The sequence below is a fragment of the Myroides odoratus genome, assembly GCF_001549985.1.
Classification (GTDB): domain Bacteria; phylum Bacteroidota; class Bacteroidia; order Flavobacteriales; family Flavobacteriaceae; genus Flavobacterium; species Flavobacterium odoratum_A.
On sequence record NZ_LROZ01000023.1, the window covers coordinates 1 to 16,879 of the forward strand.

The following is a 16,879-nucleotide window of genomic DNA, read 5'->3' on the forward strand; positions in this document are numbered from 1 at the left end:
ACTTTTTCCTGAATTGCGGATTAGTACGCATAAAAAGTATTATGCGAATGCGGTTGATAAACTCATTGCGACTATTGAAGACACTCAATTTGTCGAAGGACCTTCTCCTTTTAAAACGTGTAAGCACAAAAAAGGGTACGATAAAAGCTGTCTGTATCAACCTCTTGGTTTTTGGAAGGTCGAAGCCAATGCGCATTTTCCTTCTCTTGGAGAACGGGATATCTTAACTGAAACAGGTACGCTACAATGTGTAATAGGCGGTATAATCTCCATTCATCACCATGGTCAAGTTATTACGGCGGAGGAAGACCAAGAGCAACAAGAAACAGAAACAGCAGAAGAAGAAAACACTTGTGATGATTTAATTGAAGAAAAAGTTGGTGAAGCTAGTAGTCTTCAAACGCTCCGCTATGTTTCCAATGTCGATAGTATAACGTTAGTGAATTTAGACGAACTCCATTGGGGTGCGCTTAGTCCAGAAAATCCTCGTGCTTTGCGTGTGGGCCTTGGAGAAGAAATGATATTTAGAGCGAGTACACCTTTAGGAGAAGACAAGCAGTACATCAGCTGGAGCGTCACACAGTCTTGTGGTGATTCGAGCCTTTTCGAAGCAGGAAAAACGGGTCAGACTTTTCACGTTCAAACAACGGCAGAAAACGTCAATTACCAAGCACATCCCACCACCCATCGTGCTTTTAGCTGGGAACCTACTCAGACGGGTGTTTATCTTATATCTGCTGCACGAACGCCAAAAGAAGAGGCGACAAAAACATATTACGGCACTTTTTACTACTATATCGAAGTGGTCAATCAGGCCGTTCTTACCTTGTTGGAATTGAATCAACCCCCAACATTAACGCGCGTTGTTGGAGATCAAGTAAAGATTACACTGCATAGTACCATTCGCTTGTCACAGGAACGAGTCGATCAACTGCGAATCAAAGTTCGCGTAAAAGAAGGAGATTCACATACCCAAACCGCTGTTGTTTTCTGCTCAGCAGGTAAGCATCCATTTACTCAAGTCGGTACTGTCATTCAAGCAGTGTATACCTGCACCAATACCCATACCTATCAAGTGGAGGTTTGGGAAAATTCAAAGCGCAGCTTTGCAATCCCGCCTCAATATTTTCAGATATACGCCAATGCAGTACTCTCGATTTCTCCACAGGTAGAACGGATTCGCTTTGGTAGTCGGATTACATTTACAGCTGAGCTTCAAAACAAGCAAACTATCAATCCAACACAGGTTAAATGGTTGATACAATCTCCAGGTAGTAAGCAATTTCAACAGCATTTTATACGTCATACAACAGTGACTCTAGATTTTACTGCGGAAGGTACCTATGTTATTGCGTGTGTATATGGCAATTTTTGGACAGGAAAAGACAAAGCGACACAAACCATTCAAGTCATGGCTAATCAACTCGAACAGTTGACACTAAGCCCAAGCCATGCCTCTTCGACAACTGTTCAAAAGACTCAAAACCAAGTTTATCGAGTTTACCGTCAAGCTATTGTGACGCTTACTTTGGAAACAACTTTAGGGTATCAATCTCCAACAGCAGATGTATATGTGGAAGCTCATGAGTTACACCAACCAAATGTGTTTCAACGATTGCTTCACTATGTGTTCCCTGAAAAAGAAAATCAACCAGCTTCTATTATTCACGCCAATGTTGACGGTGAAATACGCTATATGCTAACTTATGTCAAAGGGCCTAAAAAGCAGGCGGGTTTTGACTTGTCTATGTATTATGCCAATCCAAAACTTCAACAAGCCATTCAGCGCGATTTGAAGGAACTGCAAGCAACTGAATCAGCAGATACGCTTGCCAATCAATCCTTAGAAGCGATTGAAATCTATCCTATTCACACCCAAACCGAGGGTATTGTATTGCAGTCTAACCTAGCTACGCTGGATCTTCAATTGGAAGAAGTTGGTTTGTACCGCTTGGAGGTGCTATTCAATAACCAAACGTATACTCATGAAATTGAGTGTATAGAAGGAAAAGTGAACCGCTGGGAATTTGTCAATGCGTTGGATCAACATCAGCCTACTTTAAGTTTCAATGAAGACTTTGCTATTGCATTGGAAATTACAGGTTTTGAGGATCAATCAGCGACAATTTGTTATTGGTATGATTCTCGCAATCGAGAACGAGATGTATTAGAATTGTTTCGCGATACGGTTGATTTTGACAGCCAAGGGAAAGGTACGCATGTGGTAAAAAGCTTCTCTGATTTTTGGAAGACTTTCGCTTGTCAGGTTCCAGAAGGTCAAGGGGAAGAATACGCGATCTTTTTTACCCTTTCAGAAGAAATTGGACTATCGAATGTCAAAAGGGAATTATTCGATAAAAAGGAAGCCCTTTTTGGTCATGTTTTTCCAGTGGATACGGTGAATACTTATGCGTATATTCTGAAGAAATACCGTATTGAAGCCTATTTTAACACGGCTAATCACCGCCGTTTGATTCGCCCCATACTGTACAAAGAACCCATTGAAATTGAAGTAGTACGCATACTGGGGCGCTATGATCAGGATGAAATCTTACCTGATACCTTGACGGTAACCCTATATGAAAATACCAATCAAAGCTTTTTAAAGTTGGAATTTAAAGATCGAAAGGCTACCTCATTTTCTCTTGCTTTTCCCAAAGGGCAACATACAATTTATCATCCCTTAGATACGGGGGATGAATTGATCTACAAAGGGAATACTCATAAAAAAGACAAGGGATTGGCAAGTACCCCTCGTGTGTTTTATTTAGGAATTAGCTATGAAGCCAAAACCAAAGGACCGTTGTATAACCAAAACCCATATACCGTAAAGAAAACAGCTGTGGAGGTATTATTTCCTAAAGGATATGAGCGAAATCGAGCTAATGATCACTTACTGATGCAGCCCTTTCAACCGGAAATAGAAGAAGGATTGCCTCGTACAGAGGCTCAAAAACGAGCGAAAGAAAATCTTCTTCGCCTAGCGACCTATCACAAGGACAATAAATTGGGCTACCTCTACCTGCATCAGCTTAAACTGGTTGAAAAATTTGTGTTTAGCCAAACTTTTAAGGAACACAGTATACCAATTGTCGTGGAGCGTAGACCGCAGGATAAAAAGGAGGTTGTACCTGATTCCCATTCCGATTGTCCAAGATGTAAGGCTCCTGTAACAAGCGCCCAATTGCTCCAGATATTTCCAGGATCAGATGCAGCTGTCCTGGAAGCCATTGCAAAAGCCTATACTGATTATATGACGGTTTTTGAAATGAATACTTGTTGGAATAAAGCGCATTTTTTTGCACAAGCGGTTGTAGAATCAGGTCGAAAAATAAATATCAAAAAAGGAGAATCCTTTGCTTACGACTTCAGTACAGCAGCTAAAAGGAGATATTTCTTGGATGTATTTTGTTCTGTTTTTTTTAAAGGAAAAAAAATAAAAAACAAATGGGTTTCTGAGAGGGATCCTCAAGCCTTATTCAAAGACGAAGACAATAGAGTATTTAAATCTGAAGCAGTGTATAATACATATGAAAAGATTCGAATAGCTACCAATGGAGCAAACAGAGAAAAAGAACAGCTAATTGCCAATTTTGTCTATGATGATCGATTGGGTAATAAGAAAGATATCTCAGGAGAAGGATGGCGATTTAAAGGTAGAGGGCTTTGTCAAATTACAGGTAGAGCCAATCATAGTGATGCGTATGATCACATCAAGGATCATCCTGCATTTAAAGGATTGCAATTGAATGTTCAAGAAGAAGCAGATGAAATTGTTGCTCTTTTAGATTCTAATCCTTATCTCATTACGGCGTTTTCTATGGCACATTGGAAAAATGTAGTATTAAATCATCGATCAAATGGAGAGGAACATACGGATAAAATATCTCCTTTTATTGGTGTTGATGTCGCTTGGGATGAAAAGAAAAAAGTCTTCAATACTGAAACTTCTATGCTATTTGAAACCAGCAACTGCACCTTTACTTACTTTCCTGATTATGGAGATGGCGTATTGGAAATGATGAAACGATATGTAGAGGAAGGATGGACCTATAGTCAACGAGGCTCTCGGAAAGGAATAAAGTACGACGATATTTTTGAAGTTGATTGTTCTGAAGTTGTAGCCTTGTATCTCTACCATTTAGGCGTCGTTCAAGAACCCATACAATTACATACCGGTGTGATGACTACAGAAAAAGATTTTCAAAAGGCTATCGGTAATACCAATATTGAACATGTTATAGGAAGTGAAAAAGCAGATTTTATTCCAGAACGAGGGGATATATTCGTGTGGAGACATAACGGAGAAGGGCATACGGGTATTGTATATGCATATAATCAAGTCACGAAAATAGTTACCATATTAGAAGCTATAGGCAAAAGTGGTAGCCAAGATGATGAGTCCTATCTAAAGCAATTAGGGTATAAAAAAATCACAAAAAAAGATCGAAAACAATATAGCAATAAAACTCGATTAGCTTATTATCAATCAGAAGGAAAAGCATTGCAAACACACGATGGATGGAAGGGATATTTTCGTCCTAGAGGATACAATAAAAGGTTATAAAAGTTATGAAAAGAATACTATTATTTTTATTTATGGGATTTAGTTTACTTACTTGTAAAAGAGATCTAAAAGAGAAAGAACAACAAATTGATGAACAACAAAATAACAAAAAAGAAAAAATACATTGGTATAATAAACCCAAATACATAGATGATACTGAACCAGATGTTAGAGAAGTTTTGGAAATGAGAACAAAAAAAAATCAAGAAAAAATAGCTATGCTTTGGAAGGCATTTAGTAGAATCGAAAAAAAAGATTCTACTGAAGATTATCTCACTATGGAAGAAATTAATCTAACCAATGATCTTTATTACGAAGCGTTAAAATCTAGAGGTTTTCGATTTCCTAGTGAAGAAGTTTTTTCAAAGCAAATAAAAAAAATATTTAACGTTGATATTTATGCAGACTATGCTGATAATCCAAGAATTGTTCGCAAAGGAGATTTTCTAATTTTATGCTCAAAGATTTATTTACCAGAATACCGACAAAGGGTTCCAACATTAGATTTTGCTGATAATACTTTCATTTTTGATTTAAAAAGAAGATTTCTAACAGAAATAGATACTATTAATGGTATAGTTAGTGCAGAAGTAGATGATTATAGAGAGGAATACAATATTTATTGGAGTAATTCACTTGCTATAAGTTATAATAACTATATATTTTATAATAGCAAGACAGCATTGAATGATGCCTATGATTATTTACCTTCAGACCTTGTTGATATTGGCTATGAAGATTTCCCTCCAAATTATCCAGATGTTTACAAAAGAATTCAAATCAAATGCATGGATGAATACAAAAAAATGAGCAAGCTTTCACGCGAGGGTTGGGATTACCGCATGTATGATCGTTTGTTTTTTTCTCGTGGGTTTGATGGAAAGCTGATTGTCAAGAAAAAAATGTTAGCTGCTGCTGTAGAATTAGCCAAAGAAGATGAAGCCTATATTCGTGTGCCTTTGGATTACTATTTTATTCAAATGACAACACCGTATGTGGCCAACGAATATGCTGCTGATTACAGCGAAGTAGACAATTACTTTACCCAACGAGAGCCGTACTATACCCCTGAAGAGCGTGCCATGATTTGGGTGTATACTTCTCTTTTGGAGTTACATCTCCCCCCGAGTGAAAAACTACCAGCGCCCTATATGTTTATTGGATTAACACTAAATTATCCTGAATTAGCTAAAGTGGCAGAAGAGCATAATTACTTTGGAGAAGATATGGAAGAAGTACTAAATATTATAGATAGAACCAACGGTTGGTGGTAAATCATGACCAAATATACTACAACGCTCTATTTTAATATTAAAAAAGAGCGTTGTAGTTTACTGTGATATAAAGGAAGGCTTGTTCCTATTTCTTAACTATTTTCTCTGTTGTTTTGATTCCATTAGCAAATGCAATAGAAAAAAGATACGTTCCTGAAGGCAGTGCTTTGCAATCAATAGTTGCTGTATTATTAGTCTCTAATACCTTACTACCACTCATATCATAAACGGTTACGACCTTCACTTCTTCTGGTGAATGAATCGCAACAACGTCAGAGGTAGGATTTGGATAAATCTGATAGCTTACTTTTTCAAACTTTTCTGTCGCTAATACGCCGTTAATTCCCTTTGCAAAAAAGAAAAGAGACAAGGGAAAATCCCCCTGACCATCTACAAAACGGGCATCAGGAACCGTAACTTTAAACTCATGTGTTCCCTTTTGCAGGTTTGCTATTTTGAAAATTCGATTGGGAATTACATCGCCAGGACACCAGTTATTCCAACTGGTCCAATCTGCTTCCGTTCTCGGTCGCGAGCCATAAATACCATTGCCCTGAGTATTATATTGGCGATACGGTTCACATGATTTTCCGCCAGGTTTGTACGTTTCAATCAAATCTCCATCCAAATACACTTGATGTGTACGACGAACATACTCCTCTCCTCCTTGGTTTGCGCCGTGATTAGACGTAATCAAATGGAAATACGATTCACGAATCGCATCATCTAACGTAAACTGGTAAATTTTTGTTGTTGTACCTGCAACATCTGTTGCGTTGTAATTATTAAAAGAATCTCTACTAGCCAAAGGCAGTAAAAAGAACGTATCATAGGCATTTCCGGTATCTTGTGATTTTATTTTCAATGTTCCTTCGAATACATCACTTCTACCTGCACATCCTGAAACCTCATTATTAGCTGCATAGGGCACACCAAATACATTGAATTCAATCCAGAAATCATAAGCTGCAAAAGATTGATCTTTAAACATCGGAACCAAATGTTGCAAATCAAAAACATAAGGTACTTCTGTCGGTTGGCGGTTTTTATTCATAAAAGGAGTTATAAAACGGCCAATTTCTATGGTTTTTTTATTTTGATCTGTCATCGGTTGCCCTTGAGGAACCAAAGAAAGAAAAACACCACCAATACGATCGTAATTATCACAAAGAGCTCCGATGGTTACCTCTACTTCCATAGTAGACAGAATTGCCTGACGCTCTTCGTTGGTCATCTTTTTAGCATAAAGGGCATTGTTCAATCGCACAACACCTGGCGGAACAGCTTCTTCTGAGGTCGCTGCATAACCATCGTAAAAAACAATTTTATCAAAAATTGTAGTTGTACGGGTATTCTCTTGTGCAAAACCAAAGTGACCAAATAAACAAGTAGCCACCAAGCTCAGCAAGGGTAGTTTTTTTTTCATTACTGTATAAATTAATAGATTTGTTCCTGTTTAATCCTCCTTACTTCGGGGTTTACCTCCTAGTCAACGTGTCATTTCCCGCTCTCAGCTTCCGTTCTTCACCCCTACTATTTCAACATTTTAAGCCAAAAACAAATGAAAAATCAAACAAAAAGCAACGTTCCTATCAAAATAAAATCACCCCTCTAAGCAATTAACTTAAAATTATACTAAAATAAACAAATAACCAAATTTTACACCCCATTTATCTGTTCTATTGAACTTCCCACTTTACTTGAATTTCATCCAGCAAAAAGCCCACAAAAGCGATGGGCTTCTTGTGGGCTTTTTACTTATCTTATTTAGGTGCTATTCCTCTAAGGTATATTTCATCCAGACATTGGGCTCTATATAACGTCCTATTTTTTGTTCTAAATCAATTTCAATGGGATTCAAAGCAAAATCAATCACATAGGTACCTGAGCTTTGGAATGATCGGTTCGTCCAATGCTCCCATTCTTGGATACTGCCTTCTACATGCATGGCTTTAGCACATACACTGACAATAGTAGCTCCATTTTTGCAATGGGTGCGAATCCACGGATCAAAAGGCCATCCTTCTTCATTCGTCCATCTACTATACTCTTCCATGGACTGAAGTGGATATTGATGCTTTAAATTAGGGCGAATAGGCAAAATAAAATGTTCAAACCCTTGCTCTTTAGCAATCGCTTTCATGAAACGCACCAGTAAACCACTAATCCCCTGTCCTTGATAAACAGGATTCACCCCGATTTGCAAAGCACATAAGGTATTGGGTTTCTTTCCTGCTTGTTTATCCAAAAAAGCACGTTCCAATGCCCAATCCCATCCTTCTGCTGGAAGATGTTCTATTTCTTCTGCTGTTAAACTCAATGGGACACAATTTCCATTTCCTACGACTTCTTGTTTGTCCATCAGGAAAAATTGATACAAAGGAAACTCTACATATAAATCTTCCCAATACTTGATGTTTACTTTATCCTGAAGTATAAATTCAGGCCATACACTAAAAGCATCCACTTTTTCTAATAATACATCATATTGTGGTAAATAAGTTTTCGATGTTCGTATAAAAGAAAAGTGGCTTGTATCTCTGTCCATGATTTTAAAATTGCGTATTACTACTCCGATTTAAATTTAACGAGCCAAAGATACTCTTTCTTCTCAAATTCATCACTCATTTCCTTCTTTTATCCCCTAACGCAAGCACTTCCCTCTTTTCTATTTTTCTTAACTAAAGCTTAAAGCATTATCTTTTTCTATATTAAAATAATTCACTAATTTAGAAGAACTTAAATACTTTAGGCATTCTTTTTAAAGCACTAAGATGGCTCCTTTTAAAAAAAATCCACCTAATAGTATGCGTGCATATTATTTTTTTCTTATATTTGAGTTTAACCAACTTGAAATGAAGGACAAAACAATAGACTATACTTTAAGAGCAACTTGGCAGGCCGTAGCTAGGATGTACAACGAAGAAGCTGCCAAATACGACGCCACCATGTCTTTAGCTTTTGCTCTGTTGAGTATTGATAAGAATGGTACACCTTCTACTCTATTAGGCCCTAATATGGGAATGGAAGCGACGAGTTTAACTCGTACATTAAAGAAAATGGAGGAAAAAGGATTAATCACAAGAGAAAAAAACCCTCACGATGGTCGAGGGGTTATCATAAAACTTACTCCTCTAGGTCTTGAGAAAAGAGAGCTTTCCAAAGAAAAGGTCAAGCGGTTCAACGAGGCGATACGAAAACATCTTACAGAGGAGCAAATCGCTAATTTCATTGCAGTTACAGAAACGGTAAATCAACTGATTGCGGATAAAGCCATATTTGATACGAAAAAGTAACCCAATAAAACAATAGAATATATAGAATAAGTATTAACCATAGGAATTATATAAACATATGAAAAGACGAATTAAAAAAGTGGCTGTAATTGGTTCAGGTGTTATGGGATCAGCTATTGCATGCCATTTTGCCAATATTGGTGTTGAGGTATTGTTAATGGATATTGTTCCCAATGCTTTAACTCCAGAGGAAGAGAAAAAGGGGTTAACCTTAAATGATCGTGTAGTTCGAAATAAAATTGCACAAACTCATTTGACAAATGCACTAAAATCAAAACCCGCTCCTATTTATACGCCTCGCTTTGCAGATCGTATTACAGTAGGAAATCTTGAGGATGATTTATCGAAAATCAAAGAAGTAGATTGGATTATCGAAGTTGTTATTGAACGATTAGATATTAAAAAATCTGTTTTTGAAAATATCGAAAAATACAGAAAACCAGGCACTTTAATTACTTCTAATACATCTGGAATTCCTATGAAACTGCTCGTTGAAGGGCGCTCAGCCGATTTTCAACAGCATTTTTGCGGTACACACTTCTTCAATCCACCGCGCTATTTACCTTTATTTGAAATTATTCCTGGACCTCATACGTCTGCTGAAGTCATTTCATTTTTCCAAAACTACGCTCGTATCTACTTAGGTAAAACACCCGTTTTATGTAAGGATACACCTGGTTTCATCGGAAATAGAATTGGAGTATACTCTATGGCTATGGTGATGCAACTTACACAAGAAATTGGACTAACAATTGAAGAAGCTGATACCTTAACAGGGGCTTTCCTTGGTCGTCCAAAAACAGGAACCTTTAAATTAGGAGATTTGGTTGGTCTAGATACGGCGATTAACGTAACACTAGGATTAAAACAAAACTGTCCGGATGACACGATGATTCAAGAAGTAAAAGACAATCAAGCCTTGAATTTCTTACTTGAAAATAAATTCTTAGGAGATAAAACCAACAAAGGATTCTACTATAAAGAAGTAGATAAAGAAGGGAAAACGAATCGTTTTGCTTTGGATTTAAACACCTTAAGTTACCGACCTTTAGAGCGTGCTAAGATTGAAGCTATTGAAACGGCAAATCAAGCTGGAGGTACAAAGGCAAAATGGTCTGTACTATTAGCTGATCCAGGAAAGGCAGGAACCTTAATTCGCAAGCATTTTGCTTCTTTATTTGCGTATGTTTCACAACGCGTTCCTGAAATCACAGATACCTTATTCTCTATCGATGATGCCATGCGAACAGGATATGCTTGGAAGTATGGTCCATTTGAAACTTGGGATGTACTCGGTTTACAAAAGGGAATTGAATTAGTGGAAAAAGAAGGCTATCAAGTTGCTCAATGGGTAAAAGATTTAGCCGCTACGGGTGCTACAAGTTTTTATAAAATTGAAAATAGCAAAAAGCTATTTTACAATCAACAAACGCAAACTTTTGATGCAATTCCAGGACAGGATGCATTTATCATTCTAAATAACATTCGCAATACTAATAAAGTATGGGGCAACAGTGAAGCTACCCTACTCGACTTAGGTGATGGTATCGTAAACTTAGAGTTCCACTCTAAAATGAATACAATCGGTGGTGGTGTTTTAGCTGGATTAAATAAAGCTGTTGAGATTGCAGAACAAGATTTTGATGGTTTAGTTGTTGGAAATCAAGGTTCAAATTTCTCTGTTGGAGCAAATTTAATGATGATTTTCATGATGGCTGCTGAACAAGACTGGGATGAATTGAACATCGCTATCAAAATGTTCCAAGATACTATGATGAAAATGCGTTATTCTGCTATTCCTATAGTTGCTGCACCACATGGTATGACCTTTGGCGGTGGATGTGAGTTGAGCTTACATGCGGACAAAGTCGTTGCTGCTGCAGAAACCTATATTGGTTTAGTTGAGTTTGGTGTAGGATTAATCCCAGGTGGTGGTGGTTCAAAAGAAATGACCCTTCGCGCTTCTGATTTATACCGCAAAAACGATGTGGAATTAAATACCTTGCAAGAGCATTTCTTAACCATTGGAATGGCTAAGGTTGCTACATCTGCTGAAGAAGCTTTTGATTATAATATTCTACAACGAGGGAAAGATATCGTAGTCGTAAACAAAGATTTGCAAATCGCACAAGCCAAACGCGAAGCGTTAGTTATGGCTCAAGCAGGATATACACAGCCTGTGAAACGAAAAGATATCAAAGTATTAGGTCGTCAAGCATTGGGTATGTTCTATGTAGGAACAGACAGCATGATGGCAGGAAAGTATATTTCAGAACACGATCACAAAATTGCAAATAAACTTGCTTATGTGATGGCTGGGGGAGATTTATCTGAGGCTACTTTGGTCTCTGAACAGTACTTACTTGACTTAGAAAGAGAGGCTTTCCTATCGCTATGTGGAGAACGCAAAACGTTAGAGCGTATTCAACACATGCTTAAAACAGGTAAACCTTTGAGAAACTAATTAACCAACTAATTACAGAAACATGAAAACTGCATATATAGTAAAAGGATATAGAACAGCTGTAGGTAAAGCTCCTCGCGGTGTTTTTCGATTTAAAAGACCCGATGAGTTAGCAGCAGAAACCATAGAATACTTAATGAATGCACTTCCTGAATTTGACAAAACACGCATTGATGATGTCATGGTAGGAAATGCAATGCCCGAAGCTGAACAAGGGCTTAATATGGGGCGTTTAATCTCCTTGATGGGATTAAAAGTAGATGATGTACCTGGGGTTACCGTAAACCGATACTGTGCTTCTGGTATTGAAACCATTGGAATGGCCGTTGCAAAAATACAAGCCGGAATGGCTGATTGTATTATTGCTGGTGGAGCAGAAAGCATGAGTTATATTCCTATGGGAGGATATAAACCCTCTCCAGATTATGGAGTAGCAAAAGCGGGACATGAAGATTATTACTGGGGAATGGGACTTACTGCTGAAGCAGTAGCCAATGACTATAAAGTATCTCGAGCCGATCAAGATGAATTCGCTTACCAATCGCATATGAAAGCCTTAAAAGCTATTGCTGATGGAAAATTTGCAGATCAAATTGTACCGATCACTGTAGACGAGGTTTTTGTCAACGAAAAGGGAAAAAGAGAAAGCAAATCATACACGGTTACACAAGATGAAGGACCTCGTATGGGAACTTCTGTTGAGGCTTTGTCTAAATTGAGACCTGTATTTGCTGCTGATGGATCGGTTACAGCAGGAAACTCATCTCAAATGAGTGATGGTGCAGCTTTTGTAATGGTCATGTCGGAAGAAATGGTCAAAGAGCTTAATATCGAACCTATTGCGCGCATGGTCAATTATGCTGCAGCTGGTGTTGAACCGCGAATTATGGGAATTGGTCCAATTAAAGCTATTCCTAAAGCACTGAAGCAAGCTGGATTACAATTAAAAGACATTGATTTAATTGAATTAAATGAGGCTTTTGCTTCTCAATCGCTAGCTGTTATTAGAGAATTGGGAATTAATCCTGATATCGTTAATGTCAATGGTGGAGCAATTGCCCTAGGACATCCCCTAGGATGTACAGGAGCAAAATTATCTGTTCAACTATTTGATGAAATGAAACGCAGAGGCTCTAAATATGGTATGGTAACCATGTGTGTGGGAACTGGTCAAGGAGCTGCTGGAATTTACGAATTGCTATAATCTACTATTAACCATAAAAAAAATTAACCATGAATACAGCTATAACAAGAGGAGGTCAATACTTAATAAAAGAAACAAAAAGTGAGCATATCTTTACTCCAGAAGATTTCTCAGAAGAGCAACTCATGATGCGTGATTCGGTAAAGGAATTTATCGATAAAGAGATATGGCCAAACAAAAATCGCTTTGAAAATAAAGATTATGCTTTCACTAAAGAATGCATGCAAAAAGCTGGGGAACTAGGCCTTTTAGGGGTTGCTGTTCCTGAAGCTTACGGAGGTTTGGAAATGGGATTTGTATCCACTATGCTTGTTTGTGATTATATATCAGGAGCAACAGGTTCTTTCTCTACTGCTTTTGGAGCGCATACAGGAATTGGAACAATGCCTATTACACTCTATGGAAATGAAGAACAAAAGAAAAAATACGTTCCTAAATTAGCTAGTGGTGAGTGGTTTGGAGCCTACTGTCTAACGGAACCAGATGCTGGTTCTGATGCAAACTCAGGTAAAACAAAAGCGGTATTATCTGAAGATGGTAAGTACTACAACATCACAGGACAAAAAATGTGGATTTCCAATGCTGGATTCTGTAATTTATTTATCGTATTCGCTCGTATTGAAGACGACAAAAATATTACTGGATTCATTGTAGAGCATGATCCATCTAATGGAATTTCTCTTGGTGAGGAAGAACACAAATTGGGAATTAGAGCCTCTTCTACTCGTCAGGTATTCTTTACTAACACGAAAGTACCTGTTGAAAATATGCTTTCTGAGCGTGGAAATGGGTTTAAAATTGCAATGAATGCCCTGAACGTGGGGCGTATCAAACTAGCTGCTGCTTGTTTAGATTCTCAACGTCGCTTAATTACAGAAGCAATTAAATATGCAAATGAACGCATCCAGTTCAAAGTACCTATTTCTTCTTTTGGTGCTATCCGCACAAAAATTGCTGAAATGGTAACAAATGCTTATGTAGGAGAATCTGCTTCATATCGTGCTGCTGGTAGTATTGAAAAGCGTATCAATCAACGTATTGAAGAAGGAAATACACACCAAGAAGCAGAGCTAAAAGGCGTAGAAGAATTTGCTATTGAATGTTCAATCCTAAAAGTAGCTGTTTCTGAAGATGTACAAGCTTGTACAGATGAAGGAATTCAAATTTTTGGTGGAATGGGATTCTCTGAAGATACTCCGATGGAAAGCGCTTGGAGAGATGCTCGTATTTCTCGTATTTACGAAGGGACAAATGAAATCAACCGCATGTTAGCTGTTGGGATGTTAATCAAAAAAGCAATGAAAGGTCATGTGGATTTACTTACTCCTGCTATGCAAGTTGCGGATGAATTGATGAGTATTCCAAGTTTTGATACACCAGATTATTCAGAACTGTTTACAGAAGAAAAAGAAATGATTGAAAAGCTTAAAAAAGCCTTTTTAATGGTTGCTGGTAGTGCAGTTCAAAAATTTGGTCCTGATTTAGAAAAACACCAAGCGTTAATGATGGCTGCTGCTGATATGATGATTGAAATCTACATGGCAGAAAGTGCAATTCTAAGAACTGAAAAATTAGCAAAAAGCAAAGGAGAGCAAAACATCAAAGAGGAAATCGCGATGGCTCAATTATATTTATACCATGCTGTTGACATTGTGGCTCAAAAAGGAAAAGAAGGTATTGCTTCTTTTGCAGAAGGAGATGAACAACGCATCATGTTAATGGGACTAAGAAGATTTACAAAATATGTAAATCTACCTAATGTAAATGCATTACGCGAATCTATTGCTAAAAAAGCAATAGAGGCTAACGAATATGTTTTCTAACGAAAACAAACGATTGGTTTAGTTTGTTAAAAAAAAGGCCGCTTCTTTCGTTCAATCGAAAGGGCGGTCTTTTTGATTTAGTATAATATGCATTTAAAAATACTTTACACTTATAGTAATCAAACAAACAATTCACATCATTATCCTTCATTCCGTATTGTTTTTATAAAAAAATACTAAAATAAATAATAAAATCATTTTTTATAAACAATAAATCTATCTTTATCTTATGATTTAAAATAGATAAAATGTATAATGGGAATTTAAATAAACTGGTATTATCTGATATCAGAGGAGAGAGAAGAGAGTTTATCGCCATGAAGTTGCAACACGCCTTACGGCTCGAAAATAGTTATACCATCCCCATGCAAAAGAATAACTTTTTTCAAATTATCCTCATCACAGCGGGAACAGGAATTCAATATATCGACTTACAAGCTTACGAAGTCAAAGCTGGGGATATTATTTTTATAAATACCTGGCAACAATACCGCTGGAGCTACAATGCCTCTACACAAGGTTATTTATTAAGTTTTACACCTAGTTTTATTACCCAATTCGTTTCTGACCACCTGTTTGTTCACGATCTTCCGTTCTTTAAGCGATTTACTAGCCATCATCTTGTAACCTTAGGAGATGAGTTAAAAGACACCTTATTGATTGCGATAGAACGTATACTGAAAGAATATGAAACTGAAGATGGTGAATACATTAATTTAATTCGAACCTACCTTTTAGAAATATTGCTCTTGTGTAAAAAAGAAATAGATCAAACATCGTTGACTAGTCTCAATTCTGTAAAATCCAACGAATTGATTAAATCATTTGAGTCCTTGATTGATAAACACTTTTATGAATATCGCTTTCCAAAAGAATACGCCAAGGTATTGCTGGTCACTCCCAACTACTTAAATGCGATGTGCCAGAAAGTAAAGCAAAAATCCGCTGGAGATATGATTCGCGATCGCATCTTAATTGAATGCAAACGACTACTCCTGCATACTAGCTTATCCGCTAGCGAAATTGCTTATCAATTGAATTTTAAAGATAATTCGTACTTCTCCAGGTTCTTTAAGAAGCACATTGGCATCGCACCCGATGAATTTAGACGAAGATAAGGTTAGTTGACAGTTTACGGTTGACGGTGAACGGGAAGAATAAACCGTTAACTATAAACCGTAAACTATAAACCGTAAACTATAAACCGTAAACCGTTAACTATAAGTCTCCCCATTCTATTGCTGGGTTGTACCACAGTTGACCGTCTTTGACCTCTAGTGGAGCTTCAAAATTATTGGTATACAAAGCCCCAGTTCCCAATCCTTGTGGCATTGGATTATGCAAGGTAAACGTCCATTGTGCAATTGCATTCAGTCCAATATTGCTTTCTAGTGCAGAAGTAATCCACCACTGAATTTGTAATTGTTCTGCGATATCAATCCACTCTTGACTTCCTTTAAAGCCACCAACTAAGCTGGGTTTTAAAATAATATACTGTGGGCGAATCGCTGTTAGCAAAGCAACTTTATCCGCATAGGTTGTTACGCCAATTAATTCCTCATCTAAAGCAATAGGCAAGGGCGTTGTTTGACACAGCGCCGCCATTTCCTTTATTTGATGTTGTTTGATGGGTTGCTCTATGCTGTGAATCTGCAGTTGCGCCAATTGTTTTAGTTTGGCTGGAGCATCAGCTACCGTAAACCCTCCATTGGCATCCACTCTCAATTCAATCTGATTTACGCTATAATGCTGTCGGATGTAGTGCAAGAGATTCACTTCTGCTTCAAAGTCAATCGCGCCAATTTTTAACTTTACACACGTAAATCCCTGCGCTAATTTTTCATCTATTTGCTCTTTCATAAAGGTTTCTTCCCCCATCCAAATCAAACCATTAATTGGAATAGCCTTATGTCCTTCCACAAAAGCAGAAGGAAAAAGAACAAAAGGATTAGTGCTTGCTAAAGATAAAAAGGCTTGCTCTACTCCGAATTGAATAGAGGGCCAATCGCGCAATGCTTCCCACAACCTTTCTTGTCCTAAATGGATATGTTCCACCACCCACTGTAATTTGGCTTCATAGTCGGGACGATCATCAAAACTAAGAGAGCGCAGTATCCCGCACTCTCCTATTCCGATTTTATCGTTTTCCTCTATTTTAAGCAACCAAGTTTCCTTTTCTGTCATAATACCTCTAGATGTTCCAGAAGGTCTCTTAAATTGAAGAATATGCTTGCTATATGTTGCTTTCATA

The 16,879-nt window shown here is 37.5% G+C and carries 10 protein-coding genes; 7 read left to right on the forward strand and 3 right to left on the reverse strand.

The genetic code is table 11. The features are described 5' to 3' along the window. Positions 1 to 4,567, forward strand: a 4,567-nt coding sequence (locus AWV75_RS16580) for a PAAR-like protein (RefSeq protein WP_060875429.1), incomplete at its 5' end; no start/stop codon positions are given. Positions 4,568 to 4,572: 5 nt separating this feature from the next. Continuing rightward, positions 4,573 to 5,841, forward strand: coding sequence for a hypothetical protein (locus AWV75_RS16585; RefSeq protein WP_060875430.1), 1,269 nt, complete (start codon positions 4,573 to 4,575; stop codon positions 5,839 to 5,841). Between the two features lie 85 nt (positions 5,842 to 5,926). On the opposite strand, the gene AWV75_RS16590 is transcribed toward AWV75_RS16585, so the two are convergent. Beyond that, positions 5,927 to 7,267 (reverse strand): peptide-N-glycosidase F-related protein, encoded by a 1,341-nt coding sequence (locus tag AWV75_RS16590; protein WP_060875431.1) that lies wholly within the window; start codon positions 7,265 to 7,267, stop codon positions 5,927 to 5,929. Between the two features lie 348 nt (positions 7,268 to 7,615). Beyond that, positions 7,616 to 8,389, reverse strand: coding sequence for a GNAT family N-acetyltransferase (locus AWV75_RS16595; RefSeq protein WP_060875432.1), 774 nt, complete (start codon positions 8,387 to 8,389; stop codon positions 7,616 to 7,618). Between the two features lie 307 nt (positions 8,390 to 8,696). Here AWV75_RS16595 and AWV75_RS16600 point away from each other — a divergent pair, with 307 nt between their 5' ends. From AWV75_RS16600 to AWV75_RS16620, 5 genes are all read left to right on the forward strand, one after another. Continuing rightward, positions 8,697 to 9,137, forward strand: a complete 441-nt coding sequence (locus AWV75_RS16600) for a MarR family winged helix-turn-helix transcriptional regulator (protein WP_172462224.1) — start codon at positions 8,697 to 8,699, stop codon at positions 9,135 to 9,137. Between the two features lie 58 nt (positions 9,138 to 9,195). Further along, positions 9,196 to 11,601, forward strand: coding sequence for a 3-hydroxyacyl-CoA dehydrogenase/enoyl-CoA hydratase family protein (locus AWV75_RS16605; protein ID WP_060875433.1), 2,406 nt, complete (start codon positions 9,196 to 9,198; stop codon positions 11,599 to 11,601). A gap of 22 nt (positions 11,602 to 11,623) precedes the next feature. Further along, the gene (locus AWV75_RS16610) at positions 11,624 to 12,805 is read left to right on the forward strand and encodes an acetyl-CoA C-acyltransferase (RefSeq protein WP_060875434.1); all 1,182 of its coding nucleotides are present in this window, start codon (positions 11,624 to 11,626) and stop codon (positions 12,803 to 12,805) included. Between the two features lie 29 nt (positions 12,806 to 12,834). Further along, the gene (locus tag AWV75_RS16615; protein WP_060875435.1) at positions 12,835 to 14,628 is read left to right on the forward strand and encodes an acyl-CoA dehydrogenase family protein; all 1,794 of its coding nucleotides are present in this window, start codon (positions 12,835 to 12,837) and stop codon (positions 14,626 to 14,628) included. Between the two features lie 248 nt (positions 14,629 to 14,876). Beyond that, a complete protein-coding gene (locus AWV75_RS16620) occupies positions 14,877 to 15,746 on the forward strand; it encodes a helix-turn-helix domain-containing protein (protein WP_060875436.1) in 870 nt (289 codons plus the stop codon). A 100-nt stretch (positions 15,747 to 15,846) separates the two neighbouring features. Here the strand turns inward: AWV75_RS16620 and AWV75_RS16625 are convergent, their stop codons facing one another. Continuing rightward, positions 15,847 to 16,878 (reverse strand): o-succinylbenzoate synthase, encoded by a 1,032-nt coding sequence (locus tag AWV75_RS16625; protein ID WP_060875437.1) that lies wholly within the window; start codon positions 16,876 to 16,878, stop codon positions 15,847 to 15,849. Position 16,879: the final 1 nt, after the last annotated feature.

Coding starts and splice junctions, on each gene's coding strand:
- AWV75_RS16585 (WP_060875430.1), top strand. CDS start 4,573: ATGAAAAGAATACTATTATTTTTATTTATGGGATTTAGTTTACTTACT.
- AWV75_RS16600 (WP_172462224.1), top strand. CDS start 8,697: ATGAAGGACAAAACAATAGACTATACTTTAAGAGCAACTTGGCAGGCC.
- AWV75_RS16615 (WP_060875435.1), top strand. CDS start 12,835: ATGAATACAGCTATAACAAGAGGAGGTCAATACTTAATAAAAGAAACA.
- AWV75_RS16595 (WP_060875432.1), bottom strand. CDS start 8,389: ATGGACAGAGATACAAGCCACTTTTCTTTTATACGAACATCGAAAACT.
- AWV75_RS16590 (WP_060875431.1), bottom strand. CDS start 7,267: ATGAAAAAAAAACTACCCTTGCTGAGCTTGGTGGCTACTTGTTTATTT.
- AWV75_RS16605 (WP_060875433.1), top strand. CDS start 9,196: ATGAAAAGACGAATTAAAAAAGTGGCTGTAATTGGTTCAGGTGTTATG.
- AWV75_RS16625 (WP_060875437.1), bottom strand. CDS start 16,878: ATGAAAGCAACATATAGCAAGCATATTCTTCAATTTAAGAGACCTTCT.
- AWV75_RS16620 (WP_060875436.1), top strand. CDS start 14,877: ATGTATAATGGGAATTTAAATAAACTGGTATTATCTGATATCAGAGGA.
- AWV75_RS16610 (WP_060875434.1), top strand. CDS start 11,624: ATGAAAACTGCATATATAGTAAAAGGATATAGAACAGCTGTAGGTAAA.